General features: G+C 56.3%; 19 protein-coding genes and 3 pseudogenes. 8 read left to right on the plus strand and 14 right to left on the minus strand.

What is annotated here, in order from left to right; genetic code table 11:
• The first annotated feature begins 17 nt into the window (after positions 1–17).
• Positions 18–1,298 carry a Y-family DNA polymerase gene (locus K3F44_RS11430; protein ID WP_220634052.1) on the plus strand — a complete coding sequence of 427 codons (1,281 nt, stop codon included), beginning with the start codon at positions 18–20 and terminating at the stop codon, positions 1,296–1,298.
• 2 nt (positions 1,299–1,300) lie between these two features.
• Here the strand turns inward: K3F44_RS11430 and K3F44_RS11435 are convergent, their stop codons facing one another.
• Positions 1,301–1,732, minus strand: coding sequence for a LexA family transcriptional regulator (locus K3F44_RS11435; RefSeq protein ID WP_101321117.1), 432 nt, complete (start codon positions 1,730–1,732; stop codon positions 1,301–1,303).
• A 102-nt stretch (positions 1,733–1,834) separates the two neighbouring features.
• Here K3F44_RS11435 and K3F44_RS11440 point away from each other — a divergent pair, with 102 nt between their 5' ends.
• A complete protein-coding gene (locus K3F44_RS11440; RefSeq protein ID WP_220634053.1) occupies positions 1,835–2,542 on the plus strand; it encodes an SOS response-associated peptidase family protein in 708 nt (235 codons plus the stop codon).
• Positions 2,543–2,583: 41 nt separating this feature from the next.
• Here K3F44_RS11440 and K3F44_RS11445 read toward each other — a convergent pair whose 3' ends face one another.
• From K3F44_RS11445 to K3F44_RS11475, 7 genes are all read right to left on the minus strand, one after another.
• Positions 2,584–2,793, minus strand: coding sequence for a formate dehydrogenase subunit delta (locus K3F44_RS11445; protein WP_103438003.1), 210 nt, complete (start codon positions 2,791–2,793; stop codon positions 2,584–2,586).
• Positions 2,790–5,675 carry a formate dehydrogenase subunit alpha gene (gene fdhF / locus K3F44_RS11450; RefSeq protein ID WP_220634054.1) on the minus strand — a complete coding sequence of 962 codons (2,886 nt, stop codon included), beginning with the start codon at positions 5,673–5,675 and terminating at the stop codon, positions 2,790–2,792. The genes K3F44_RS11445 and fdhF overlap by 4 nt, the downstream gene beginning before the upstream one ends.
• Positions 5,672–7,225, minus strand: a complete 1,554-nt coding sequence (locus K3F44_RS11455) for an NADH-quinone oxidoreductase subunit NuoF (protein WP_101321125.1) — start codon at positions 7,223–7,225, stop codon at positions 5,672–5,674. Before K3F44_RS11455 ends, fdhF begins: the two co-directional genes overlap by 4 nt.
• Positions 7,219–7,704, minus strand: a complete 486-nt coding sequence (locus K3F44_RS11460) for a formate dehydrogenase subunit gamma (protein ID WP_220634055.1) — start codon at positions 7,702–7,704, stop codon at positions 7,219–7,221. The genes K3F44_RS11455 and K3F44_RS11460 overlap by 7 nt, the downstream gene beginning before the upstream one ends.
• A gap of 322 nt (positions 7,705–8,026) precedes the next feature.
• A complete protein-coding gene (locus K3F44_RS11465) occupies positions 8,027–8,314 on the minus strand; it encodes a DUF3077 domain-containing protein (protein ID WP_101321127.1) in 288 nt (95 codons plus the stop codon).
• A 24-nt stretch (positions 8,315–8,338) separates the two neighbouring features.
• The gene (locus K3F44_RS11470) at positions 8,339–8,593 is read right to left on the minus strand and encodes a hypothetical protein (protein WP_101321129.1); all 255 of its coding nucleotides are present in this window, start codon (positions 8,591–8,593) and stop codon (positions 8,339–8,341) included.
• 401 nt (positions 8,594–8,994) lie between these two features.
• Positions 8,995–9,756 (minus strand): hypothetical protein, encoded by a 762-nt coding sequence (locus K3F44_RS11475; protein WP_259407057.1) that lies wholly within the window; start codon positions 9,754–9,756, stop codon positions 8,995–8,997.
• A gap of 513 nt (positions 9,757–10,269) precedes the next feature.
• Between K3F44_RS11475 and K3F44_RS11480 the strand changes: the two genes are divergently transcribed.
• Together K3F44_RS11480 and K3F44_RS11485 are read left to right on the plus strand one after the other, a co-directional pair.
• Positions 10,270–10,833 (plus strand): type 1 glutamine amidotransferase domain-containing protein, encoded by a 564-nt coding sequence (locus K3F44_RS11480; protein ID WP_220634056.1) that lies wholly within the window; start codon positions 10,270–10,272, stop codon positions 10,831–10,833.
• Positions 10,834–11,500: 667 nt separating this feature from the next.
• Entirely contained in the window at positions 11,501–11,707 is a 207-nt protein-coding gene (locus tag K3F44_RS11485) for a hypothetical protein (RefSeq protein WP_220634057.1), read from the plus strand.
• 209 nt (positions 11,708–11,916) lie between these two features.
• Here the strand turns inward: K3F44_RS11485 and K3F44_RS11490 are convergent, their stop codons facing one another.
• Positions 11,917–12,864: a DUF2971 domain-containing protein gene (locus K3F44_RS11490; protein ID WP_220634058.1), complete on the minus strand. Its 948-nt coding sequence runs from the start codon at positions 12,862–12,864 to the stop codon at positions 11,917–11,919.
• Between the two features lie 980 nt (positions 12,865–13,844).
• On the opposite strand from K3F44_RS11490, the gene K3F44_RS11495 reads away from it, so the two are divergent.
• Positions 13,845–15,272 (plus strand): AAA family ATPase, encoded by a 1,428-nt coding sequence (locus K3F44_RS11495; protein WP_220634059.1) that lies wholly within the window; start codon positions 13,845–13,847, stop codon positions 15,270–15,272.
• Complete coding sequence (locus K3F44_RS11500) at positions 15,259–15,957, plus strand: HNH endonuclease (RefSeq protein ID WP_220634060.1); 699 nt, start codon at positions 15,259–15,261, stop codon at positions 15,955–15,957. Before K3F44_RS11495 ends, K3F44_RS11500 begins: the two co-directional genes overlap by 14 nt.
• Here K3F44_RS11500 and K3F44_RS11505 read toward each other — a convergent pair.
• The 5 genes and pseudogenes from K3F44_RS11505 to K3F44_RS11520 all read right to left on the minus strand — a co-directional run bounded on the left by K3F44_RS11505 (position 15,934) and on the right by K3F44_RS11520 (position 21,664).
• Positions 15,934–16,723, minus strand: a pseudogene (locus tag K3F44_RS11505) (DNA adenine methylase). The gene K3F44_RS11500 and the pseudogene K3F44_RS11505 overlap by 24 nt on opposite strands.
• 152 nt (positions 16,724–16,875) lie before the next feature.
• Positions 16,876–17,109: pseudogene (locus K3F44_RS24830) on the minus strand (lysis protein); the annotation flags it as partial.
• Positions 17,110–17,493: 384 nt separating this feature from the next.
• Positions 17,494–18,480, minus strand: coding sequence for a hypothetical protein (locus tag K3F44_RS11510; protein WP_220634061.1), 987 nt, complete (start codon positions 18,478–18,480; stop codon positions 17,494–17,496).
• Entirely contained in the window at positions 18,477–20,000 is a 1,524-nt protein-coding gene (locus tag K3F44_RS11515) for a DUF3696 domain-containing protein (RefSeq protein WP_220634062.1), read from the minus strand. The genes K3F44_RS11510 and K3F44_RS11515 overlap by 4 nt, the downstream gene beginning before the upstream one ends.
• 505 nt (positions 20,001–20,505) lie before the next feature.
• Positions 20,506–21,664: pseudogene (locus K3F44_RS11520) on the minus strand (site-specific integrase).
• 57 nt (positions 21,665–21,721) lie between these two features.
• Here K3F44_RS11520 and dusA point away from each other — a divergent pair.
• Together dusA and tal are read left to right on the plus strand one after the other, a co-directional pair.
• Entirely contained in the window at positions 21,722–22,741 is a 1,020-nt protein-coding gene (gene dusA, locus K3F44_RS11525; protein WP_220634063.1) for a tRNA dihydrouridine(20/20a) synthase DusA, read from the plus strand.
• A gap of 244 nt (positions 22,742–22,985) precedes the next feature.
• Positions 22,986–23,912, plus strand: a complete 927-nt coding sequence (tal, locus tag K3F44_RS11530) for a transaldolase (RefSeq protein WP_101321150.1) — start codon at positions 22,986–22,988, stop codon at positions 23,910–23,912.
• Positions 23,913–23,976 lie beyond the last annotated feature (64 nt).

The following is a 23,976-nucleotide window of genomic DNA, read 5'->3' on the forward strand; positions in this document are numbered from 1 at the left end:
GCTAAAAACAAGCCGCCATGCCACCCTCCACCCCTCCCGTATTCGCCCTGATTGACTGCAACAGCTTCTACGCCAGCTGCGAACGGGTGTTCCGCCCCGACCTGGTACGCACGCCGATCGTGGTACTGAGCAACAACGACGGTTGCGTCATTGCCCGCAGCGCCGAGGCCAAGCAATGGGTAAAGATGGGCCAGCCGTACTTTCAGGTGCGGGATGTGCTGCGCCGTCACGGCGTGGTGGCGTTCTCCTCCAATTACGCGCTGTATGGCGACATGAGCCAGCGAGTAATGACGGTGATAGAAGGCATGGTCCCGGCCACCGAGGTGTACTCGATCGATGAAGCCTTCGCCGACCTCAGCGGCGTGCCTGGCGATCTCGAGCAACTGGGCCGCGACATTCGCGAGCGTGTTCTCAAGCACACCGGCATTCCCGTCGGGGTCGGCATCGCCGGTACCAAGACCCTGGCCAAGCTGGCCAATCACGCGGCCAAGCGCTGGACCGCGCAAACCGGCGGAGTCTACGACATGCGCGACCCGGTACGGCGCGACTGGGTGCTGAAAAAGTGCCAGGCCTCAGACGTCTGGGGTATCGGCCCGCGCCTGGCGGCGCACCTGACCGCGCTGAACATCCGCAGCGCCTGGGACCTGGCTCAGGCCGACCCGTGGAGCCTGCGCAAGCAGTTCAGCGTGGTAGTTGAAAAAACCGCCCGCGAGTTGTCCGGCACGCCCTGCCTGGAACTGCAGGCGCAGGAGCCGCCGCGCCAGGAAATCTGCTGCAGCCGCATGTTCGGCGAGCGGGTCAGCGAGTTGCAGCCGATCAGGCAGGCGGTGGCGACCTACGTCATGCGCGCCACCCAGAAACTGCGCGCGCAACGCTCGCTGGCGCGCAAGCTGCGGGTGAGCATCCGCACCGGCATGTTCAACCCCGAAGAAGCCAAGTACGCCAGCGGCGTAGTGGTGCAACTGCCCTACCCCACCGACGACGTACGGCTGCTTACGCGCATGGCGCTGGAGGCGGTAGGCACGATCTTTCGCCCAGGCTTTCGCTACAGTAAGGCCGAGGTGTTGTTGATGGACCTGTGCCAACCGGGGGAGTTTTCAGATGACCTGTTCGCCCCCAGACAATCGCCGACTTGTGATCGCCTGATGCAGGTGATGGATGACATCAACGGGCGCTGGGGCTCGGGCACCATGCGCGCGGCCAGTGTGCCAGCGGCACCGGATTGGGAGATGCGCCGCGAGTTGATGAGCCAGAGTTTCACCACCCAATTCAATGCACTCTGGCGTGCCCGATCTTGAACTCAAGCCTTGGGATCGTGGCTGCGCACGCTGAAGGTGACCACGCCCCAGATCGCCAGCTCGTCGCCCTCGAGGATATGCCGCGGGGCAAAGCGCGGGTTGTCCGAGCGCAGCACCACCTGCCGGCCGACCCTATGCAGCCGCTTGCACAATGGCTCGCCATTGACGGCGGCGATCACCACATGGCCGTGCTGGGCTTCGATCGAGCGATCGACCAGCACCAGGTCGCCATCGAAGATGCCCGCGTCCTGCATGCTGTCGCCGTCTATTCTCACCAGGTACATATGCGGCGCGCGCAGGTTGAACAGCTCGTCCAGCGAGATCGGCTGCTCCATGTGGTCCGCCGCAGGCGAGGGAAAGCCTGCCGGCACGCTGAACAGATAGCGTGACAGCGCGCCTGCGCCGGCTGCGATGGGGCCAAGGATGGTAGTCATGGGGCACGCCTTGCAATTAAACTGTACGGATATACAGTTAATCGGGCGCCACGGCTTTGGTCAATTTCGGCGTAGGAAATTTCGACAAGTGGGAGACCTGCAATGTGCGGACGCTTTGTTCAGTCGCAAGGCCTGGCCGATTATCTGCGTGAGCTGGACGCCGAGCAGGATGTCATCAGTGGCTACGACAACGTGCCGATCGACCGCTACAACGTCGCCCCGGGCAGCCGTGTACTGATCCTGCACAACGCCGCCGACGGCCTGCGCATCGACCCGTGTCATTGGGGCTGGGCGCCGTTCTGGGCCACCGGCAAACGCCCAGCGCCGATCAATGCACGGGTCGAGACGGTGACTACCGGCAAGTTCTTTCAACCGCTGTGGCCGCAAGGCCGGGCACTGGTGATGGCCGATGGTTGGTATGAATGGGTGGTCGACCCGGCCGACCCCAAGCGCAAGCAGCCGTATTTCATCCGTTTGAAAAGCCGGGCGCCTATTTTCATGGCAGCGTTGGCGCAGGTGCAAGCCGGGCTTGAGCCGAACGAGGGCGATGGCTTCGTGATCATCACTGCGGCCAGTGACCAGGGCATGCTCGATATCCACGACCGCCGCCCGCTGGTGCTGGCGCCGGAACAGGCACGTGCCTGGCTCGACCCGCAATTGCCCGCTGAGCAGGCTGAACAACTGGCCCGCGAACAGTGCTTGCCGGTGGCTGATTTCGAGTGGTTTGCGGTCAGCAAAGACGTAGGCAACATGCGCAATGAAGGTGCCCAGTTGCTGGTGCTGGAAACAGTGCAAGGAACGCTGTTCTAGGCAGAAGGCAGCGGCTGGACGCCGCTGCCTGCCTCCTCTGGTCAACCCTCCGCGAGGGCCTCACGCACCAAACCGTCTACACCTTCATCGGGATGTGCCTGCATCCATTCCACGATCTGCTTGCGCATCAGCGGGGTCCAGAAGCTGTGAATATGCTGGCGTACCCCCTGCACCGCCAGCGTCCGGTTGGGCTCGCTGTCAAAGTAGTGGGCGATCTGATTGGCCATCTTGACCAGGCTGTCGACACTCATCGGCGTACCTCGGCAGTTTCCTGTTGCTCGCTGTTGCGCCGCTCCTGCAGCAGGCGCCGTTGTTCGTCACTGAACGCCTGATAACGCTGCTGCCATTGCGACGGCTGCGATACACGCACCACTTCTACCGCCGTAACCTTGTACTCGGGGCAGTTGGTGGCCCAGTCGGAGTTGTCGGTGGTGATGACGTTGGCGCCCGACTCGGGGAAGTGGAAGGTGGTGTACACCACCCCCGGCGCAACCCGGGTACTGACCTGAGCACGCAGCACCGTCTGCCCGGCGCGGCTGCCAATACCGACCCAATCGCCTTCGACAATGCCGCGGCTTTCGGCGTCGCTTGGGTGAATCTCAAGCCGATCCTGGGCATGCCAGGCGACGTTTTCGGTACGCCGTGTCTGCGCGCCGACGTTGTACTGGCTGAGGATGCGGCCAGTGGTCAGCAGCAGCGGATAACGGCTGTTGACCTTCTCGTCGGTGGGCACGTAGCCAGTCAGCATGAAGCGGCCCTTGCCGCGCACGAACTGGTCGATGTGCATGGTCGGCGTGCCGTCTGGCGCGGCTTCGTTGCACGGCCATTGCAGGCTGCCGTGACGCTCCAGCTCGCTGTAGCTGACGCTGTGGAAGCTCGGTGTCAGCCGGGCGATCTCGTCCATGATCTCTGACGGATGACGGTAGTTCATCGGGTAGCCGAGGGCGTTGGCCAGGGCCATGGTGCCTTCCCAGTCAGCCTTGCCGGCCAACGGCTGCATGACCTTGCGCACCCGCGAAATACGCCGTTCGGCGTTGGTGAAGGTGCCATCTTTTTCAAGGAAAGAACTGCCCGGCAGGAACACGTGAGCAAACTTGGCCGTCTCGTTGAGGAAGATATCCTGCACCACCACGCATTCCATCGCCCGCAGCGCGGCCGTCACGTGCTGGGTGTTGGGATCGCTCTGGGCGATGTCTTCGCCCTGGCAGTACAGCGCCTTGAAGCTGCCATCCAGCGCCGCCTCGAACATGTTGGGGATGCGCAGGCCTGGGTCAGGCTGCAGGGTCACACCCCAGGCCTGCTCGAACTCGGCACGCACCGTGGCGTTGGAGATGTGCCGATAACCCGGCAGCTCATGCGGGAACGAGCCCATGTCACACGAGCCCTGGACGTTGTTCTGCCCACGCAGCGGGTTCACCCCTACCCCTTCACGGCCGATGTTGCCAGTAGCCATAGCCAGGTTGGCGATGCCCATCACTGCGGTGCTGCCTTGGCTGTGCTCGGTCACGCCGAGGCCGTAGTAGATGGCCGCGTTGCCAGCGCCGGCATACAGCCGGGCTGCCGCACGGATCTGCTCGGCCGGTACGCCACAGGTCGGGCCAAGGGCTTCGGGGGAGTTCTCCGGCAGGCTGACAAAGTCGCGCCAGCGAGCGAACTCCGGCCCTTCACAGCGGGCATCGATAAAGCCCTGATCAAGTAGCCCTTCGGTAACGATCACATGGGCAAGTGCGTTGAGCATAGCCACGTTGGTGCCGGGGCGCAGTTGCAGGTGCAGCTCGGCGCGGGCATGCGGCGAGTCGACCAGATCGATCCGCCGAGGGTCGATCACGATTAGTTTGGCGCCTTCACGCAGGCGGCGTTTGAGCTGCGAGCCGAACACCGGGTGCGCGTCGGTTGGGTTGGCACCGATCACCAGGATCACGTCGGCCTGCATCACCGAGTCAAAGCTCTGGGTGCCAGCGGATTCGCCCAAGGTCTGCTTGAGGCCATAACCGGTCGGCGAATGGCAGACCCGTGCACAGGTGTCGACGTTGTTGTTGCCGAACGCCGTGCGCACGAGTTTCTGCACCAGATAGGCTTCTTCGTTGGTGCAGCGGCTGGAGGTGATGCCGCCGATCGAGTCGCGCCCGTACTTGAGCTGAATGCGGCGCAGCTCGCTGGCTGCATAGTTAACCGCCTCGTCCCAACTGACCTCTTGCCACGGGTCGTCGATGTGCTTGCGGATCATTGGTTTGGTGATGCGGTCCGGGTGGGTCGCGTAGCCCCAGGCGAAGCGGCCTTTGACACAGGCATGGCCGTGGTTGGCGCCGCCGTTCTTGTCCGGGACCATGCGCACCAGCTGGTCGCCTTTCATCTCGGCGCGGAACGAGCAGCCCACGCCGCAATAGGCGCAGGTGGTGATCACCGCACGTTCTGGCTGGCCCAGTTCGACCAGGCTTTTTTCAGTCAGGGTTGCGGTTGGGCAGGCCTGCACGCAGGCGCCGCACGACACGCACTCGGAGGTGAGGAAGTCGCTACCGCCAGCCGCCGCCACTCGCGAGTCGAAACCGCGACCGGTGATGGTCAGAGCAAAGGTGCCCTGAATGTCTTCACAGGCGCGCACACAACGGCTGCAGACAATGCACTTGCTCGGTTCGTAATTGAAATATGGGTTGGACAGGTCCTTGGCGTCGGCAAGGTGGTTGGCGCCTTCGTAGCCATAACGCACCTCACGCAGGCCAACCTGGCCGGCCACGGTCTGCAACTCGCAGTTGCCGTTGGCCGAGCAGGTCAGGCAGTCCAGCGGGTGGTCAGAGATGTACAGCTCCATCACATTGCGGCGCAGGTCGGCCAGGCGTGGCGTCTGCGTGCGCACCACCATGCCCTCGGTGACCGGTGTGGTGCACGACGCCGGGTAACCGCGCATGCCGTCGACTTCGACCATGCACATGCGGCACGAGCCAAAGGCTTCGAGGGTATCGGTGGCACACAGTTTGGGGATGTTGGTGCCGAGCAACGCGGCGGCGCGCATCACTGAGGTGCCAGCGGGCACGCTGATGGCGCGGCCGTCGATATTCAGGCTGACCTGCACCTGGCTTTCACGCGCGGGGGTGCCGAGGTCGGCATCACTGGCAGGGTCGAAATAATTGATCATTGAGCGGCCTCCGGGCTGGCCAGACCGAAGTCGGCAGGGAAGTGCTTGAGGGCGCTGGCCACGGGGTATGAAGTCATCCCGCCCATGGCGCATAGCGAGCCGTATTGCATGGTGTCGCACAGGTCGTGCAGCAGGTTGGCCTGGTCGGCGCGGTAGGCCGGGTCGCTGCTGGCGATCAAGCGGTCGACCACCTCCATGCCACGGGTCGAGCCGATCCGGCACGGGGTGCACTTGCCGCAGGATTCTTCAGCGCAGAACTGCAAGGCAAAGCGCGCCATGTTGGCCATGTTCAGGGTGTCATCGGCGACGACCACACCGCCGTGGCCGATCATCGCGCCAAGCGCGGCGAACGCTTCGTAGTCCAGCGGCGTATCGAACTGGCTCGGCGGCACCCAAGCGCCCAATGGCCCGCCGACCTGAGCGGCTTTCAGCGGACGCCCGCTGGCAGTGCCACCGCCGTAGCCTTCGACCAGCTCGCGCAAGGTCAAGCCAAATGCACGTTCGACCAAACCGCCATAGCGCACGTTGCCCGCCAGCTGGAACGGCAAGGTGCCCAGCGAACGGCCCATGCCGAAGTCGCGATAGAACTGCGCGCCCTTGGCCATGATGATCGGCACCGAGGCCAGGGTGAGCACGTTGTGCACCAGCGTCGGCTGGCCGAACAGGCCTTCGAGCGCCGGCAGTGGCGGCTTGGCGCGGACGATGCCGCGCTTGCCTTCGAGAGATTCGAGCAGAGCGGTTTCTTCACCGCAGATATACGCGCCAGCGCCAACCCGCACCTCCAGGTCGAACGCCACACCGCTGCCGGTGGTATCCAGATAGCCCGCCTCACGGGCCAACAACACCGCCTCGTTGAGCGCGTGGACCGCATCCGGATATTCCGAACGCACGTAGATGTAGCCCTTGCTGGCACCCACCGCCAGGCCGGCAATGATCATGCCTTCGATCAGCAGAAACGGATCGCCCTCCATCAGCATGCGGTCGGCAAACGTCCCCGAGTCGCCCTCGTCGGCGTTGCATACCACGTACTTCTGCACCGCCGGAGCATCGCGCACCGTGCGCCATTTGATCCCCGCCGGAAACGCCGCGCCGCCCCGCCCGCGCAGGCCGGAATCGAGCACTGCCGCGACCACCTCTGCCTGCTCCAGCAACGCAGCCTTGGCCAGGCCTTCGAAGCCGCCGTGGTTGCGGTAATCCTCCAGCGACAGCGGCCGGGTGATACCGGCACGGGCGAACAGTAAACGCTGCTGACTGCTCAGATATGGGATCTGCTCGACCAGGCCCAGCGCCAACGGATGCTCAGCCGGCGCCGCTGTCAACGCCTCGAACAGGCCCGCGACATCTTCGGCAGCCACCGGCCCAAAGCCCTGCCGGCCCTCAGCGGTTTCCACCTCAAGCAACGGTTCCAGCCAGTACAGCCCGCGCGAGCTGGTGCGCTGAATCTGTACCTCGACCTGCCGCCGTTGCGCCTCGGCGCTGAGCGCGTCGGCCAGTTGATCGGCGCCCACTGCACGCGCCACCGAGTCGCAGGGAACAAAGAGCTTCAGCATGGCTTCACCTCCTGCAGGCAGCCGCTGACCAGTGCGCTCAAGCGCTCCGGCGTCATCCGCGCATGCACCTGGCCATCCAGTTCCAGCGCTGGCGAACAGGCGCAGGCCCCCAGGCAATACACCGGCCGCAGGCTTACCGCGCCGTCGGCACTGGTGCCGTGATCATCCAGCCCCAACTGCTCGCGCAGCTGCGCCGCCAGCGTCTCGGCGCCACGGCTCTTGCAGGATTCGGCCCGGCACAGGCGCAGGATATGCCGCGCTGGCGGCGCGGTACGGAAGTCATGGTAGAAGGTGATCACCCCGCGCACCTCAGCCTGGCTGAGGTTAAGTGCATGGGCGATATCCGGCACGGCGGCATCGGGGATATACCCAACGCCGGCCTGGATCGCATGCAGGATCGGCAACAGCGCGCCGGGGGTGTCACGGTGGTGATCCAGCACACGCTGGATCACGGGCAGGTCAAGCGTCTCATCAGGCATACAGCGGACCTCGGCGTCGCGAGCGCAGGCAATACCTGCGCCCGACGTGTTCTGCTGCGGCGCACCGGCCACGTCACGGTTGCGTGGTCGCCGGACACCTCCTTGCCCACGGCCGCGCATCTACGTGCACTGGCGTCGAGGGCATCCTGACAGCATGGCACTCCTGCCAGTACAGGGATGTGCGCCAGCGACCAGACGTATCCTGAAACCGACGCGATGACCGATAGCGCTACTCGGTCACTGTAGGAGCGGCCTTGTGTCGCGAAAGGGGCGCACAGCGCCCCCAAAGTTTCTGCCCGACAAATACCTTGAAGGGTTCCCTTCAAGAGTTTCTGTTAATGCCCATATGCGCATCATCCATCAGCGCTTTAGCCATTTCACCAAGAAAATGAGAGGCCCAAACCAGTGCAGGCTCATTGTCCATGACGCCAATAAACGAGGCCTTACGGGCGCTATCCATCAACACCGATGCCTGCGCCAAGGCGTGATCACAACAGTTACCCGCTTCTACCCGAAACAGCCGCTTGCCCATAATGGCGCCTTCCAGGCAAGTCGCTGAGCCGACTGTCAGGCCCAGCCTGCCGATGCGGTCTAGCGGTTCTTTGTCCATGTGCAGTTCTCCGGCTTGGCTGACTCAGTGCAACGTCGGCTTGGTCGGCTCATCGAAGCGCTGTACCTGCGTGAGAGCCGTATCCACCAAAGCTCGGGCCGTTTCAAGCTCATGCATGATGGTCAGCATCATGATCGAGCCGGGCGTGCGCGGCAGGAGCAAGGCAGATTGATGGGCCACCGTCAGTGCGCACAGGACGTAATCTGCGGCTTGGATCAGGGTGTCTTCGAGGGCGTGGAGGGAGTTGGGATGGGGTGGGTCGGGGACGATTTTAATCATGGTGTGATCTCATCTTTGGACGATTGGACCACCACGTCACCACTTGCATTTGATGGGTTGCAGCTACGTACAGGTCTGCAAGACCGGAAGATGAGAAAACCGGCAGATCCGAAGATCTCCCATACGTAGCCACCATTGACCGAGGACACTGACATGCCTGAGCACAACAGTGTTTCGGAGGTGGGATTTCATCTTCGAGCTTGCAGGCCCGGTCGCAGGTTTGGCAGCGACAGGGCGAGACTAGAAGCTCAGAGAAACCACCGCAATGGCCCAAAGGCGGTAATAGGATGATTCGGAAATGGACTACAGGGAAGAGCGAAAATCTGATTAATTCACGTAGGACGTAGGTCCGATATGAAACAAAATAAGACACGCGTCATATCGACCGAGCTGAGATTGAATCAAACCGCGAGATACACAAGCTTGCGCAAAGCCCCAATCACCTCAGGGTTTCGTACCTCATGAACATCCGCCCGAATCCGCGCAATCACTGATTTGAGCAGCTCGGTCTGGCTCATCTGCGTGCGTTGCAACAGCGCCAGAAAATCCTGGGCAATATGCGGATTGATCTTCATCGACAGCCGCCGCGTTGCAGCCGGTGCCGCTAGCGCCCGTTGACGCAGCTGCTCATCCAGCGCAAGAACAAACGCCTCATGAGCAGTCTGCAGCCCGGCGGCACCGTCACCCTGCGCCAGCGCCTGAAAGTAGTAGCCCAGGAAGATCTTGCGCAGATTCACCCCCGCATCGCTGCTGACCTCATGCATCGCCGCATCCAGCACATCCAGGTAAACCGCAGGCAAGCGCGCCTCGATAGACCTGAGCTGCTGCTTGCGCGCGTCACGAATCGCCGGCGTGGACTGCGGCGGAATCGCCACCACGGTTTCACAGCCGCTGCAGACGCCCACAAGAATGTCTCGCGCCTGGCCTTGGCCGTCGCTGAATGGCACATCGCGACGCCCGTGAACAAACGCCACCAGCGCTTGGCAGTGCTCACACAGCGCCCTGCCCGTGTCGCCTTCAAAATAGATCTGCATGATCTGGATACTCACTGATGAACGCTGAGGAACCAGGCGTCTGGCTCGATGAAATAAAACTTGATGTACCAACCGTGCCGCCTCAGCACATGAGGACCGGCCTTTTTCCGCTTTGAAAACGTTGTCCATGGCATCGCTGATGCTGTACGAAAGACATCGTACATTGCTGCAGTTTGGTCCAGCCCGCCTGTAGAGCCATCCCTTTTGAGGTGTTCTGAAATTGCACTTGTCGTGAGGTCGTCGGGGGCGCTGCGCGCCCCTTTCGCGACACAAGGCCGCTCCTACACAGACGGCGCCATGCAGTAAATTTCGCCTACTGATCAAAATCAGGCTGCACGCAGCCCTGTAGGAGCGGCCTTGTGTCGCGAAAGGGGCGCGCAGCGGCCCCAGCAATCTCAAGCCAGACAAAAATTCAGATAAATGCAGAGCCCTTGAGGGAATGCCCTTCAGAGCGGAGCAACCAATGGTCGTCCGTTGCATGCCTCTGACCTTAGATCGACACCACTTGAGTCAGGCGCACCCGGCACCCGCCTGAATCCAGCTGAACTTTCGAAACCGCCCTGCCCTCCCATTTTTACGCGTCGGGAAAACCACCGACCGAACCATTTCCATCACCTTGATCGAAAGGACCGAGAGACCACCATGAGTAATCAACTGGCAGGCAAGAAGGTACTGTTCATCACCGCAAACACCGGCATCGAACGCGATGAGCTGGTCAAACCGCTGGAAGCGCTGAAGGCTCAGGGTGCGGAAGTCACCCACGGGGCGAGCGAGGGCGGCACAACGCAGACGTTCGTAGGCGACACCGAGAAGGATCGCACCGTCGAGTCCCAGACCGCTCTGGCTGGGCTCAAGGCGGCAGACTTCGATGCGCTTGTAATTCCAGGCGGCACGGTCAATGCCGATACGCTGCGATTGGACGAGAACGCTCAGCGCCTGGTGAAGGAGTTCGCCGATGCGGGCAAGGTGATCGCTGCGATCTGCCATGGCCCTTGGGTGTTGATCAATGCCGGGGTTATTCCGGGCAAGACCCTCACCTCGTACCCCAGCGTTAGGCTTGACCTTGAAAATGCCGGCGCTGAAGGTTGGGTCGATGCTGAGGTGAAACAATGCGAGGCCAATGGCTGGACCTTGATTACCTCGCGGACGCCGAAGGACATTCCAGCCTTCAATGACGCTATCGCTGCGGCGATTGAAGGGAAGTAAGGTACGCACAGATGGCAGCCCGCGTGGGTTGCCATCATTCCCTGCTCATTTTTTCCGCCATAAACGGCTGATGTAAGTCATATGGCACCCATCCGATCGGATGCTTGCTCCTGCCCTTTGAACTGCCACGGGCGCAAATGCCATTTTCGTGATCACTTCACCTCTAGTCGCCTCGTTCGAGCCTATCAGGGTGATCGCGGGCGAAACTGCGGGCTTCTTGGTAGACTACCGCATCCTTTCAGGCTAGTAGGGCGATGCAGCTAACCGATCCGTCAGCCTTATTACTTGCTCTCATTGTTGCCATCTCGACGGAGCCGGCGCGCCCAGCAGTGGAACCGCTTTCTCCGCTGTCATAACAAGGCGCCTACTCGTAGAAATGGTGCGGACATGCGTAGACCAGAATGCCCCTAGAATCAGCCTCAAACCCACAAACCACGAGCCCTGAGCCGTCCCGCCGGTTCAGCGTTGCGCCGATGATGGATTGGAGCCATCTTCCCTTCAGGCCATAGTTTGCAAAGGCTCCAGAGCACCAACCAGAATTTTGTACCACTTTTTTACCACTCGCCTCCCGAGCAGACAAAGGTAACAGTTGGCTTTCGCTCTAGGCGCTCCGTATACAAAGAGGGGGTGCGATAGCCCTAAGAGTTCTCAAACCTGGAGCATGCTCATGGATGACCAAGCCACAAATATAGCCGACACGCTTGAGCCGATGCTTCTGAACCAGATCGCCGTTAGAGCAGCGCTGGAGGAGCTCTCATTGTGGGTGAGCCATCGCGGTTCAGTCCACATCCATGAAAACGTGATGGCCGCCCTAACGACGCTCGATGTCCATGCTGAGGCAATCTCGTCCGGGATAGAACGCCTACGTGCGTGAGCGATGCTGCATCATTGAATGCGCTCACCGATCCGTGCGAACGCACTTGATAACCCGTCACCTCATCCTGCAACCCCTAGGCCATCGGCCTTCGTGGGCAGGCTTCAACCCAGCCAAGCAATTCGCTGAGCCTTACAGCTTCTCCAATCCACGGACCACCTCTTTTTAGCGATCCAAGGAGCACCCTATTTCGGCCTACCGCCTCAACATCACTCACCCATCGGCACGATTTTAAATTCTGTTTTTGACATTCTCATTGTAACTAAAGGTATATCTTGGACATTACAAATCTGCTCTAATTTGACCAAGTTATCTACACTGATCCGCACCCCAGCATACACCCTCTTAGGTTTCGGAACAGGGAGAGAGATAGGTGACGGTAAAAAATTATTAGAAAATACGAGCCTCCACTCCTTCTCATACGACCACTCTTTATTCTTTGTGATTGCCGGCAAAACAATAGATAGCGGATTTGCCTTTGACCGATCCAGATCGGCCATATGGTCAGAATGATCATGTAAGGCTTCACTATACAAAACCGGATACATAAACCTTGTTTTCAAATCATGCGCACCCAAGGAAGTAAAATCATACTCAATACAGAATCCCGTATGATCTCTTGCATAGTGCGCCCACATCAAAATTGACTTTTCCGACTCACAAAACGAACATATCTTAGCCAGCCCCTTCGTTTTCTCGGAAAAATCATTAATCAGTCTATCTTGCCTCTCATCAAGCACCGAAATAATCGCCTCATAAAAAGCTGGGTCCACATGCCCTTCGTCAGCCAATAGCTTAATCAAATCTTCAAGTGGGCTTGGGCTCCCAGCAAACAGGGCGATTACCCTCTCTCGCTCTACTTCGTTGTAACCTATCTGAGAAAGCAAATCATCCATCGCCTCAACTGGGGCCGGCATCAGCTTATAGAAGTTGACCATCATAGCGCAGTCATATGGATCATTGAAGCTTTGAGGCGAATTCATCCATACAGTATGATCTCGCAAATTCTCCAGGGAATACCCAGCGGAATCAAACTCCCTATATTTGAATAGGCGCCCCGGAATATTACTAAACTTTAGATCAAAAGACGCATCAATATCTTCAACGTCAATATACTTTCCAAGCATTTTATTTTTAAAAACTTCCATCCACTCCATGACCTGCCCTCATTCTTAACGTCCATTTGGCTATAGCCACATAGACGATATCATTACGCACCCCGATTGTGCTGCAGTATCAACGGAAAAAGCGCTAAACCCCATAGAGTCAAGGGCCAAGCGCATCTCAGCCACAACCAAAGGGCGCTCCGGTTGGCATTAAGTGGCATAGATTGGCGAGCGGGTTGCCCCATTTTTGCCCCATCCCATTGGCTATTTACACTCGTCAACTCACCGACAAATGACAAATTTCGTGCAAAAAAAAGCCGCTCTAGGAAGCGGCTTTTTTGTTTTGGTAACGGAGTAGGCACCGCTACCAAGATCTCAAGGGATCATTCGCCAGACAGAGTTTACCGATTTTGGTAAACCGAACCAACGTATTTTCCACTTTAAGTGTAAAAACGTAAACACAAGTCAGCTGATAAACCTAACAGGTTACAAGCGAGCCGAGCAATGAAAAACGCAAACGCTAACCAGCCGGCAAAATGCTGCTACCATTCATACAGTCAACCGGATCCACGGTTGCCGGACCTTCTGACTCGGGCCTAGGAACCCGTCTCAGCTACGTCAGAGGGCCTGAAGCAGGATAAGCCTCAGGGGATCATTCGCATGACATCTAACCTGGCAAGGGGCTGAGAGAAACCAGGGATGCAGCTCTTCATTTAAGAGACGAAACAGTATGCGGACTATCAAACGCCTACTGCGCCTAACGCTGAAATTTTATAGCGTTTACCGCGCCTGGAATTTCATTCGTGACAGCATAGACGCTCTGTAACTTAGGGCTCAGCAAAAAAAGCCTCTCCCTAGAATGGGGCTTTTTCATACCGGCAGCTTACAATCCCCATCTTAGCAAATCCACGCCTGGGGTCGAGCTGACCACTTCATCCGCATCAGGCCACCTACGCTGCTATAGGGATTTGAACCCGCCCGCGCGGGCAGCAGGCCGTCCGAACCAAAAGCTGGTTGCAGCACGATCCTCAATGGATAGACATCTTGTCACGAATGACGAATATCAACTAAGCTTAATGTTCGACGTTGCTCTAGGATCTCAAGCTAGGGAGCATTTCCAACGCCGATTCTTGTTACTTGGATCGACACTGAGGCAATCAGCGACCCTCATTGCACCTCAAACAATTCAATTTGCATCTTCCGACTCCAAAAAGCACTCAGGAAATTTATCAATGGGACCACAAATATCAAAGATCTTTGGCCAAATACCCAACACAGAAAACTTTATTAATCTCGACCTCAATGGGAAAAACTTACTTATAACCGGATCCAACGGTTCGGGAAAAACGTGGCTCCTTAAACACCTGGAACAAATCCTTCATCACGAACTGATGATGCCTACTCCTTCAATAAAAGAACTGCAGGCCGAGTTAGATTCTTTAAAAGCCAAAGGCGACCCGGAGGGGCGGGGTGACAATTACTACGAACACATCAGAAACACTGAGCGGATCGAACAAGCATTAAGCCGCTCCAATCACAGAATTTTAATAGATCGCACATCCAACGCCAGCATTACCCCTCATGAATTTTCGATGTTCTTCGAAGCAACACGACAAGCCTCCATCCCTTCTCCCTCCTCAATTGGAAGTGTTACAACCAGCAAGGCACAGTGGCGCTCATCGATTAACGGAAACTCAGTTGGCGGGGTTCTAGAGCAGCACCTGAGCAATCTAAAGCAGCGAGCAGCAACGGCAATAGCCTATGATAAAGATGAAGAGCTAGCCAAACGAATCGAAAATTGGTTTTCCATTCTAGAGTCGAACATTGGATTATTAATGGAAGATGATTCGACAAAACTACTTTACGACTCAGAAAAATACACGTTTGTCATCTCGCGTAATAACAAGCGAGATACAGACCTGCAATCACTATCATCTGGATACTCGTCTATATTCAGTATTTATAGCGAGATCCTCATGCGCACCGAGGTGCTTGAGATCACTCCTTCAGACTATGAAGCAGTTGCTTTTATCGACGAAATAGAAACCCACCTTCACGTATCACTGCAGCGCTTAATTCTTCCATTCCTTACCAATACATTTCCAAAAGTTCAATTCATAGTAACAACTCACTCTCCATTTATCATCACATCCACCACCGACGCCATCGCATATGACATAAGCACCAACAGCGTTGTTGACGAAGACTTATCTCTTTATCCATACACCGCCGTCATGAAAGGACTCCTACACACCAAGCCAACATCAATAGTTTTAGAAGGAATTATAAAAAACATATCAACCATTATAAACTCCAACTCCATAGACACCATCGCACTTCATTCAGAGCTAAGCAAACTCCGCGATTCTTACGAGATCCTTGATAACAGATCCAAAAACTTTTACATGCGCGGCGAACAAATTCTTCTAGATGCAGGAGAAAATGATGTTCAAAGTTAAGCGCCCAGACACCCCCCCAGAGTGCACCAAACAGACCGGATACAACACGAAGGAAATCGTATACGAACTAGAAAGAATTTTTTTAGGCAAGTGTTACCTTTGTGAACAAAACTCTCTGGCAGATCCGGAAATTGAACACTTTGAGCCTCATAAAAAGGATGAGAATAAAAAGTACGACTGGAAGAATCTGTACTACGCATGCAGCAGATGCAATAGCCTGAAAGGGGCGACTCACATTAACCTACTTGACTGCTGCGACCCCAATACCGATGTATTTTCACCGATCATGCTACTTGTACCAAGCAGATACGACGACGAGGTCACAGTAAAAGCAACTGGAGCCGAACCATGTGCAAAAACGCTTAACACAATAGAGCTCCTTAACAAGTGCTACAACGATAACTCTACAGGGCTTCGAGCCATCACACGTAGTGTGCTACTCGATAGAATTCATGATGAATACCAGAAAATACTAACCTACAGAAGAACAATTCTCAGGGTTGGATTCGGGGAGGAAGAAGTAAATATAGCCAAAATTCGCATCAAAGCAATGCTCCGAGATAATTATCCATTTTCGGTATTTTGGAAATGGTTTGTATTAGGAGACAGCGCGCTCTTGAATGCTATCCCCGAACTTCGAGGCTTAACAAATTTAAATAACTTAGAACAACTGACCAAGCCCTGAAGGACGCCAGTTCATGACCACAAGCTCACTACTTACGTCCGACCTAGATTGGCGCTGATTTGTGTTGGAATAGCGGATATCAAAACACTCGAAGTAAAAGCCATCAAAGGCGCTACGGATGTCTGGGTGGTCGTTGATGCTCACCATCACCCTGCCCTTGCAACGACGCATGAAGCCGGCCATACGCGTATTCCACGAACGGAAAATCGACGCCATAGCCGGCGGTCTGCCAATATGGCGGGTCCATGTAGAAGAAGTTGTGCGCTCGATCATAGCGCTCGGCGCAGTCGAGCCAAGACAGATTCTCGACGTAGGTCCCAGCGAGGCGCTGCCACGCGGCCGATAGGTTCTCCTCGATGCGGAACAGGTTGATGGCCGGGCCTGTTGTGGCAGTGCCGAACGTCTGCCCAGTGACCTTGCCGCCGAATGCGTGCTGCTACAGGTAGAAGAAACGGGCTGCACGCTGGATATCGGTCAGCGTCTCAGGTCGGGTCATCTTCTGCCATTCGAAGATCTGCCGCGAACTGAGCGCCCACTAACTGGCGCACGAACTCCTCCAGATGGTTCTGCACACGCGATAGTGGGTGACCAGGTCACCGTTCAGATCGTTCAGCACCTCCACGGGCGCTGGCTGGGGGCGCATGAAGAGCAACGCGGCACCGCCGGCGAAGACTTCAACGTAGCATTCGTGAGGGGGAAAGAGAGGGATCAAGCGGTCGGCCAGGCGGCGTTTGCCAGCCATCCAGGGAATGATTGGAGAGGTCATAGATTCGCAAGCCTTTACTGTATGGATAAACAGTTGTTAAGCTCGCCGCGCTTTGTGCACAGAGCGAGAGCCTCGGCTGGACTTGCAGGAATGGTCTGCGGGTTCGGCGGGCCGGCTGGGGGTGTTGACGCATCCTCGCCGGCTCGCTCTTTTCAACGTGTAATTTCGCGCACGTAGGCCTGGCAGGCCTGGAGCGCGATCAGTCCTCGATCGCCTTCGTCGGTGATGGCGATAATTCGTTGAGCATGCGCTGGGTCAAGGTTGGCTCGTACGGCTCCATGTACCACGCCTCCGGCGCTGCCGGCGGTAGGCACCCCACAGCCACTACTCTCGACTGTGGTTGCGGCGAGGATGACTGACAGCCGTAGATCAGCAGTAGCGAGCCTGGATGCGCAATTGAATAAGAGGTGACGGGCAGGCTGATACGGAGAATACCCCCCTTGATAAGGGTCAGCCGTAGGTACGGAACACCCAGTTGAATCCGCCCCTTCCACTCATTCGAATTCGCCCTAGCCACTCTGCTTCGACGGCCGCCGACGATCGGCGGCTATCGACCCGCCCCCAAATCGGCTGGATCGTAACGGCAGAAATGCACAAATCCACAATGTGATATCGACCGCTTTCGACGTAAAGCTGCCATTCGAAGCAGGCAGCTAATGGCCAAAAACGACCGGTGTAAATCCAATAAAATTGGCGCTCTATCTCCCGCAGTACGAGCCCATGATCACCAAAAAAGTTTAAAAACCTGCGCTAGTGCATTCTTATAAATCCTAAAAACTTTCGTACCACAGTTGAAAGTCACGGCTACTCGCTAAACTTTCGCGCCTGGGCAGATCTCCGTCACGATCGAATTTTGCCAAAAATGTACTGCTTGGGATGGGCACTGCTCCTAGCACTCTCATTCCGTTCCCCACCTGACAAATATGGCGATCAAAACCTAAGAATCTATCATGTGATTTTTTTACAAAAAATTCCTCTTTTGCTGATACGAGCGTCAAGTTTCCAACTACCTTCCAATAAGTCGGAACCTTGTAAACGCCCTTGTAAAAAGCGTCGTATACCCCTGTATGAAAATCACTACCCTTTTCGCCACCGTGCGAAATAATTCTAATATTGAACTTCTTATCAATCTTCGATAAGAAACTAAAAAAGTTTTTCATGGCATCATCTGTTGAGTCTCGACTAGCTGCCTTTCTGACATTTTCAAAAAAATATCGATCTACAATTGTTATTTTTTTAGAGTGCCGCGCTAGCGCCTCGAATCGGGTATCCCAGACCTTTTTAGGGGTGTCCGACTCTAAAATCTCCGAATCACTCAAGCTCAATGATTGAGTTATGTTTATCGACTCACTACACACGCCCGCCGCAAGCAATTCAAAATTAGTGTCAGAGCAAAACTGTTTATAGCTATCCGGCGCACCCAGCTGCAACCCAGCCGCTTCTTCAGAAAACGCAGTTTTGAAAACCGAACTTAACTCGCAAACTTTCGAAAACTCAGCGTAGTCAGAAAAGCTCCACCAACCACGATCAACCTCGCATCTCTTTCCATACTCTAGAGCCTCGAGCCACCTCTGACGAAATTTCGGAGGCAAAGTATCTATTAATTTTAATACGTCATTAACTCCGCCCCGCGGGAGAACCAGCACACCAACTTCTAGCCAAGACCTGGTAATGAAATCGTGTGCAGCGCTATTAGCATCGTCATTCAATGTCCGAGCACTGAAAAAGTCGTGATCTAGAGAAAATTCCGATATCATTTTCTTCCCCTCAACTTCTCAGTCAGTCTCTCCTCAAAGAAACCTTCAGGCCATGGATCAATGAAATCCCCCTCGTTATCCATTCGGATTTGTATCACCTCGCCGCCAGACGATGTAGGCTCTACATATAAAATTGTTACTTGGTCTGGCGTCACTAAACCTTCAGACATCATACCTTGAAGTCTAAGCATCAACGACTCACTGTGAGTCTCAACAATCCATTGATTACTTTTGCAGGTAGCTACGAAAAAATTTGCAAGATGCGCTTGCAGTCTAGGATGCAGGTGAATTTCTGGCTGTTCCACACAGATGATACTGTCATCTCTAACCAATCCCTCCACTACAATTGGCAGCATTTGGCCAATGCCAAAGCCAACGTCCGAGGGCCCTACTTTAACTCCAGTTCTTTTGTCTTCCAGCTGAAGACAAATGACAGGACCTGTTACATCCGTACCAATACTTTGGGAGGAGAGTTCATAGGGCACCTCAAACTTGGTAAACCAACAATTTATGTCCTCCTGCATTTCAGGTCGTTCATAGATAAACTTCGCGACATTTTCGCCCTGCTTACCTACCGACTCATCCTGATCTGCCTTAGGAGCATAGAATCTACTTGGATGACTCCTAAGAGGTCCAAGGTATGTTATTGCACCAAATTTATTTTTAAGATCAGAAGCTAGACTGGCAAAAGCGAAATTCAATTGAACGAAGCTGTCAACCGAAAAATTTGAATTTGCTCGCCCTTCCATTACCGCCATGGAAGGCGTGGCGTAGTTCAAGTCACTTCTGAAGCTTGAAACATCGAGCACTTTTTTTAGATCGGAGTCCTTTAAGGTTGCCGTAGGTCGATTGTTTAGATAGTCATAAGCTGCTGAATAACCACCATCACCAAACTTAAACGCTCTAGATGCCGCTAATCTTTTTGCTGGAAGCAGCTTTCTCAATAACTCTGCTTTTTCGGCAATCGCGATCTTTTCTTTGCTGCCAATTACTTCCGATGGCTTCTCAAGCTTTGAAAGCTCGGCCATTTCAATATCCATAGTACGTAAGAGCGTAGATTTTACTGCGGTTGAAAAAACAACAGACGAATTCGACTCATTTGTTACCTTGACAGACATAGTGTCAAGATACGAAAAACCCTTAAATTCTGACTCTCCATCTACGTAATTATAGACAAGTTCAAATTCTTTTCTTCTGTTCTTCCCAAAAACATCAAAACCATATCCGGCAATTGATTGTTTTTTGTTGGGCAGGTATGAAAAGCTGAATGAGATTGCGCGACTTAACTCATGGCCGTGAACCATGGAGGAATAATCGCCGAGATCTACAAACTCCCCATTGGAAACCAGTCCACCCTGCACATTCGGTCGCGTCAGCGATTGCTTTAGCAGCATAATCGAATGGATGATTGAACTCTTTCCTGAAGAATTAGGTCCATAAATCAATGTAATCGGCGCCAGTTTAATTTTCTGGCTGCCCGAAAATGCTTTGAAATTCGCAATTGATAGGGTTTCTAACATGATCATCCCTGACAATGAAAAGTATGACTACGACTCATGATGAACTGCGCCCTACAACCAAGAAGCCTCGAGACAAAGCTGTAACAGAGCTTCCTAGGCGAACTCGGCACTCGTTTTTAGCCTAGTTGGTTTAAAACTCACACCGAAGATAGCAATTTGCCATGCTTCGGTCTACTGCTAACTATTTTGGCCGTTTGCTGCCCTCGCGAAGCGCTGCTACGGCGCGATTGCAGCCGTTCACCCCTGGCCGTTTTCGACCCAAAGCAGCCCATCAGCAATCGGACGTAAACGGATTTCCATCAGTGTGAGCGGGCTTTCCCCGCGATAAGCATACGGCAGCTTGGCAGACAATCCTCATTGCCAGAGCTGCGGAGCAATTCCTCACCCACTGAGCCTCTATGTGCCGCCGGCTTTGGGTCGAAAGCCGCCACTCCTTTCAGACGGATCCACCCAAAGCGCTGTTACGCGCAGGGCTAATCACGGCCGTTCCGGGTACCCCAACAAACTATTCAACCCGGGCGCCTAGGGTGACTGAGGCCTGGATAATCCGCTCTAACCAACTCCATTCCATATATCGATCGCCACGCCCCCTCAGATGAGTGTAACGCCGCAGCGAGTTCCAATCACGATGGCCGGAAACACTTGATACGCGCGGGATATCCCAATCCGTTTCGAACAACCGGCTCACACCTTCATGGCGCAGATCGTGAAAATGCAGGTCCTCCACGCCAACCATCTTGCATGCCCTGGACCAGGCCGTGCCGATTGAATCGGTGTTGTACGGAAAGATTTCAGCGCATTGACGCGGCATGCTCTGAACGATCGCCCACGCCTCATCCGGTAGATGGCACCACACATCGTTGCCGATCTTCTGTCCAGGGTTCTTCATATCCCGAACCTTGACCGCCTGGCGGTGCTCATCCAGATCCTCCCACCTGACGCGGGCGACCTCGTCCATACGGCGTGTAGAGAAGATGGCAAACGCCACGACCTTCGGCATGTGAATCACAGTGGGGCGACGTGCAAGCATCTCGAAGAAATGCTCTAGAACCTTATCCAACTCATCAAGGGTTGGCCGTCGATCCCGCTCCCGACTTTTCATGTTGTAGCCGAGCCGCTTCAGCACCAGGCGCGCGTCAGGCATGGCTTGAGGGTTGATCTCGTATTCCCACGCCGCCCTGGCTAGCGACAATACCGAGCCAAGATGGGCCAGATCATTGCCGGCTGTCTGCGGCTTGATGCCACCGCCTTCAATGCTCATACGCCACAGTGCGTAGTCGAACAGCACCTGCTGAGAGATGTCGGAGTCGACCACCTCGCCGAGGTAACTGTTCTTGATGGCCAGCAGGGTCTGCCGCTTCGTCTTACCCAGCGGCCGAGCTTTCTCAGCTTCCACCAGATAGCGATCGATCATGTCCTTGATGGCATGCCCGCGACGGTTGGCCCGTTCGATTGCACCAGGTACTGCCAGCTCCGTCTCTCGTCGCTTCACCAAGGCCACCGCTGCCTGTTTGCGGACGAAGGTCTGGCTCTCTTGGTAGACTGTGACCTTAGTCGCGGTTGATGCGAATCTGAACGGTGTAGCTGGTGGTGCCATCGGCTTTCTTGCGCGGTCTGATCGTTGCCATAGGGAATTGGTACACGTCGTTGGTCAGTTGGTACATTGTACGAAGCGCTTGGTAAAAACGCCTTTAACCTCCCGAAAATCGGTACGAAACACGTTGAACGCAAACACTGATAAATCAGCCTCAAACCCACAAACCACGCGCCCTGAGCCGTCCCGCCGGTTCAGCGTTGCACCGATGATGGATTGGACCGACCGCCACTGCCGGTACTTCCTGCGCCTGCTCTCCCAGCACACCCTGCTCTACACCGAAATGGTCACCACCGGCGCCCTGCTGCACAACGACGCTGACCGTTTCCTGCGCCATGACGTCTCCGAGCACCCGCTCGCCTTGCAACTCGGCGGCAGCAACCCGGCCGACCTGGCCGCGTGCGCAAAACTCGCGCAGGCAGCAGGCTATGACGAGGTCAACCTCAACGTCGGCTGCCCAAGCGACCGGGTGCAGAACAACATGATCGGCGCCTGCCTGATGGCCCATCCGGCGCTGGTAGCCGATTGCGTCAAGGCAATGCGCGATGCGGTATCCACGCCGATCACGGTCAAGCATCGGATCGGCATCAACGGCCGCGACAGCTACGCCGAGCTGTGCGATTTCGTTGGTCAGGTGCGTGACGCCGGCTGCCAGAGCTTTACCGTACACGCGCGGATCGCGATTCTCGAGGGCCTTTCGCCCAAGGAAAACCGCGATATCCCGCCGCTGCGCTATGACGTTGCCGCGCAGCTGAAGACCGACTTCCCCGACCTGGAAATCATCCTCAACGGCGGCATCAAGACGCTTGATGAATGCCGCTCTCATCTGCAGACCTTCGATGGTGTGATGCTCGGCCGCGAGGCCTATCACAACCCGTACTTGCTGGCCGAGGTCGACCAACAGTTATTTGCCAGCACCGCGCCGGTAGTCACCCGCAGCGAGGCGATGGCGCGCCTGCGGCCTTACATCGTCGCGCACATCGAAAGCGGCGGTGCGATGCATCACATCACTCGGCATATCCTCGGCCTCGGCCAGGGCTTCCCGGGGGCGCGGCGGTTCCGGCAGTTGTTATCGGCAGACATCCACAAGACCGACCAACCGCTGGCGGTGCTGGATCAGGCGGCCGAGCTGCTGCAGGGCCGTTGAGCCGCCGGGCGGGAATGGATGGAACCCTGAGCACGGCTACGACTCGAACGTGCACACTTTCTTCAGCGCTGGGGCTGCGGTTCGCCGTCGGCCCCTGAGCTAACCCGCCGCCCCTCGTATTTGGCCCTGCCTGATCAAGGTTTCGCGCTATTTCACGAGGGGCATGCTCGGCCTGCCCTGACGCCCCTTGAGCGCTGCTCCGGGCTCGGGTAATGTCGAGCCATTGCACAGGACAGAGCACGCCATGACTTCCAAGCTGGAACAACTCAAGCAGTTCACCACCGTGGTCGCCGACACTGGCGATCTGGATGCCATTACCCGGCTGCAGCCGGAGGATGCCACCACCAACCCTTCGCTATTGCTCAAGGCTGCCGGTATTGCTGGCTATGCTGACTTGCTCAAGCAGGTGAAAGCGGATGCCAAAGGCGATGTTGGCCTTGCCTGTGACAAGTTCTCGGTGGCGGTAGGTAGCGGGATCCTTAAAGTCATCCCGGGGCGGATTTCGACCGAGGTCGATGCGCGCTTGTCGTTTGACGAAGATGCGCTGCTGGCCAAGGCGCGCCAACTGATTGCGCTGTATGACGCTGCCGGTGTTGGCCGTGATCGGGTGCTGATCAAGCTGGCGTCGACCTGGGAAGGTATCCGTGCTGCCGAGAAGCTGGAGAAGGAAGGCATCCAGACCAACCTGACCCTGCTGTTCTCCTTCGCCCAGGCGCAGGCCTGTGCCGACGCTGGGGTATTCCTGATTTCGCCGTTCGTTGGGCGTATCTACGACTGGTACAAGAAGAGCACCGGCAAAGAATATGTCGGCGCTGATGATCCGGGCGTGCAGTCGGTAACCCGCATCTACGACTACTACAAAACCAACGGCTACAACACCGTGGTGATGGGCGCGAGCTTCCGCAATATCGGCCAGATCGAGCATCTGGCCGGCTGCGACCGGCTGACCATCAGCCCTGAGCTGCTGCAGCAGTTGAGCGAAGACCACGGCGAGCTGCCGCGCATCCTCAAGCCTGGCAATGCCGGTGAAGCCAAGCAGCAACTGAACGAAAGCCAGTTCCGCTGGGCGATGAACGAAGACGCCATGGCCACCGAGAAGCTGGCCGAGGGTATTCGCCAGTTCGCCCGCGATCAGGAGAAGCTGGAAGCGCTGATGGCCGACAAGGCTTGATACAAATCTGCGCGTAAGCAACAGGCGGGAAATGCCGAGCATTTTCCGCCGTTTTTTTGCCTGT

The organism is Pseudomonas sp. S07E 245 (assembly GCF_019599025.1).
Lineage (GTDB): Bacteria > Pseudomonadota > Gammaproteobacteria > Pseudomonadales > Pseudomonadaceae > Aquipseudomonas > Aquipseudomonas shirazensis.

What these genes read in the sequence shown, in the direction of transcription:
- K3F44_RS11455 (WP_101321125.1), bottom strand. Translation starts at nt 7,225, where the DNA reads ATGCTGAAGCTCTTTGTTCCCTGCGACTCGGTGGCGCGTGCAGTGGGC.
- K3F44_RS11495 (WP_220634059.1), top strand. Translation starts at nt 13,845, where the DNA reads ATGGATAGACATCTTGTCACGAATGACGAATATCAACTAAGCTTAATG.
- K3F44_RS11480 (WP_220634056.1), top strand. Translation starts at nt 10,270, where the DNA reads ATGAGTAATCAACTGGCAGGCAAGAAGGTACTGTTCATCACCGCAAAC.
- K3F44_RS11430 (WP_220634052.1), top strand. Translation starts at nt 18, where the DNA reads ATGCCACCCTCCACCCCTCCCGTATTCGCCCTGATTGACTGCAACAGC.
- K3F44_RS11510 (WP_220634061.1), bottom strand. Translation starts at nt 18,480, where the DNA reads ATGATATCGGAATTTTCTCTAGATCACGACTTTTTCAGTGCTCGGACA.
- K3F44_RS11500 (WP_220634060.1), top strand. Translation starts at nt 15,259, where the DNA reads ATGTTCAAAGTTAAGCGCCCAGACACCCCCCCAGAGTGCACCAAACAG.
- K3F44_RS11515 (WP_220634062.1), bottom strand. Translation starts at nt 20,000, where the DNA reads ATGTTAGAAACCCTATCAATTGCGAATTTCAAAGCATTTTCGGGCAGC.
- tal (WP_101321150.1), top strand. Translation starts at nt 22,986, where the DNA reads ATGACTTCCAAGCTGGAACAACTCAAGCAGTTCACCACCGTGGTCGCC.
- K3F44_RS11470 (WP_101321129.1), bottom strand. Translation starts at nt 8,593, where the DNA reads ATGATTAAAATCGTCCCCGACCCACCCCATCCCAACTCCCTCCACGCC.
- K3F44_RS11485 (WP_220634057.1), top strand. Translation starts at nt 11,501, where the DNA reads ATGGATGACCAAGCCACAAATATAGCCGACACGCTTGAGCCGATGCTT.
- K3F44_RS11465 (WP_101321127.1), bottom strand. Translation starts at nt 8,314, where the DNA reads ATGGACAAAGAACCGCTAGACCGCATCGGCAGGCTGGGCCTGACAGTC.
- K3F44_RS11435 (WP_101321117.1), bottom strand. Translation starts at nt 1,732, where the DNA reads ATGACTACCATCCTTGGCCCCATCGCAGCCGGCGCAGGCGCGCTGTCA.
- K3F44_RS11475 (WP_259407057.1), bottom strand. Translation starts at nt 9,756, where the DNA reads ATGGACAACGTTTTCAAAGCGGAAAAAGGCCGGTCCTCATGTGCTGAG.
- K3F44_RS11490 (WP_220634058.1), bottom strand. Translation starts at nt 12,864, where the DNA reads ATGGAGTGGATGGAAGTTTTTAAAAATAAAATGCTTGGAAAGTATATT.
- K3F44_RS11440 (WP_220634053.1), top strand. Translation starts at nt 1,835, where the DNA reads ATGTGCGGACGCTTTGTTCAGTCGCAAGGCCTGGCCGATTATCTGCGT.
- K3F44_RS11445 (WP_103438003.1), bottom strand. Translation starts at nt 2,793, where the DNA reads ATGAGTGTCGACAGCCTGGTCAAGATGGCCAATCAGATCGCCCACTAC.
- K3F44_RS11460 (WP_220634055.1), bottom strand. Translation starts at nt 7,704, where the DNA reads ATGCCTGATGAGACGCTTGACCTGCCCGTGATCCAGCGTGTGCTGGAT.
- fdhF (WP_220634054.1), bottom strand. Translation starts at nt 5,675, where the DNA reads ATGATCAATTATTTCGACCCTGCCAGTGATGCCGACCTCGGCACCCCC.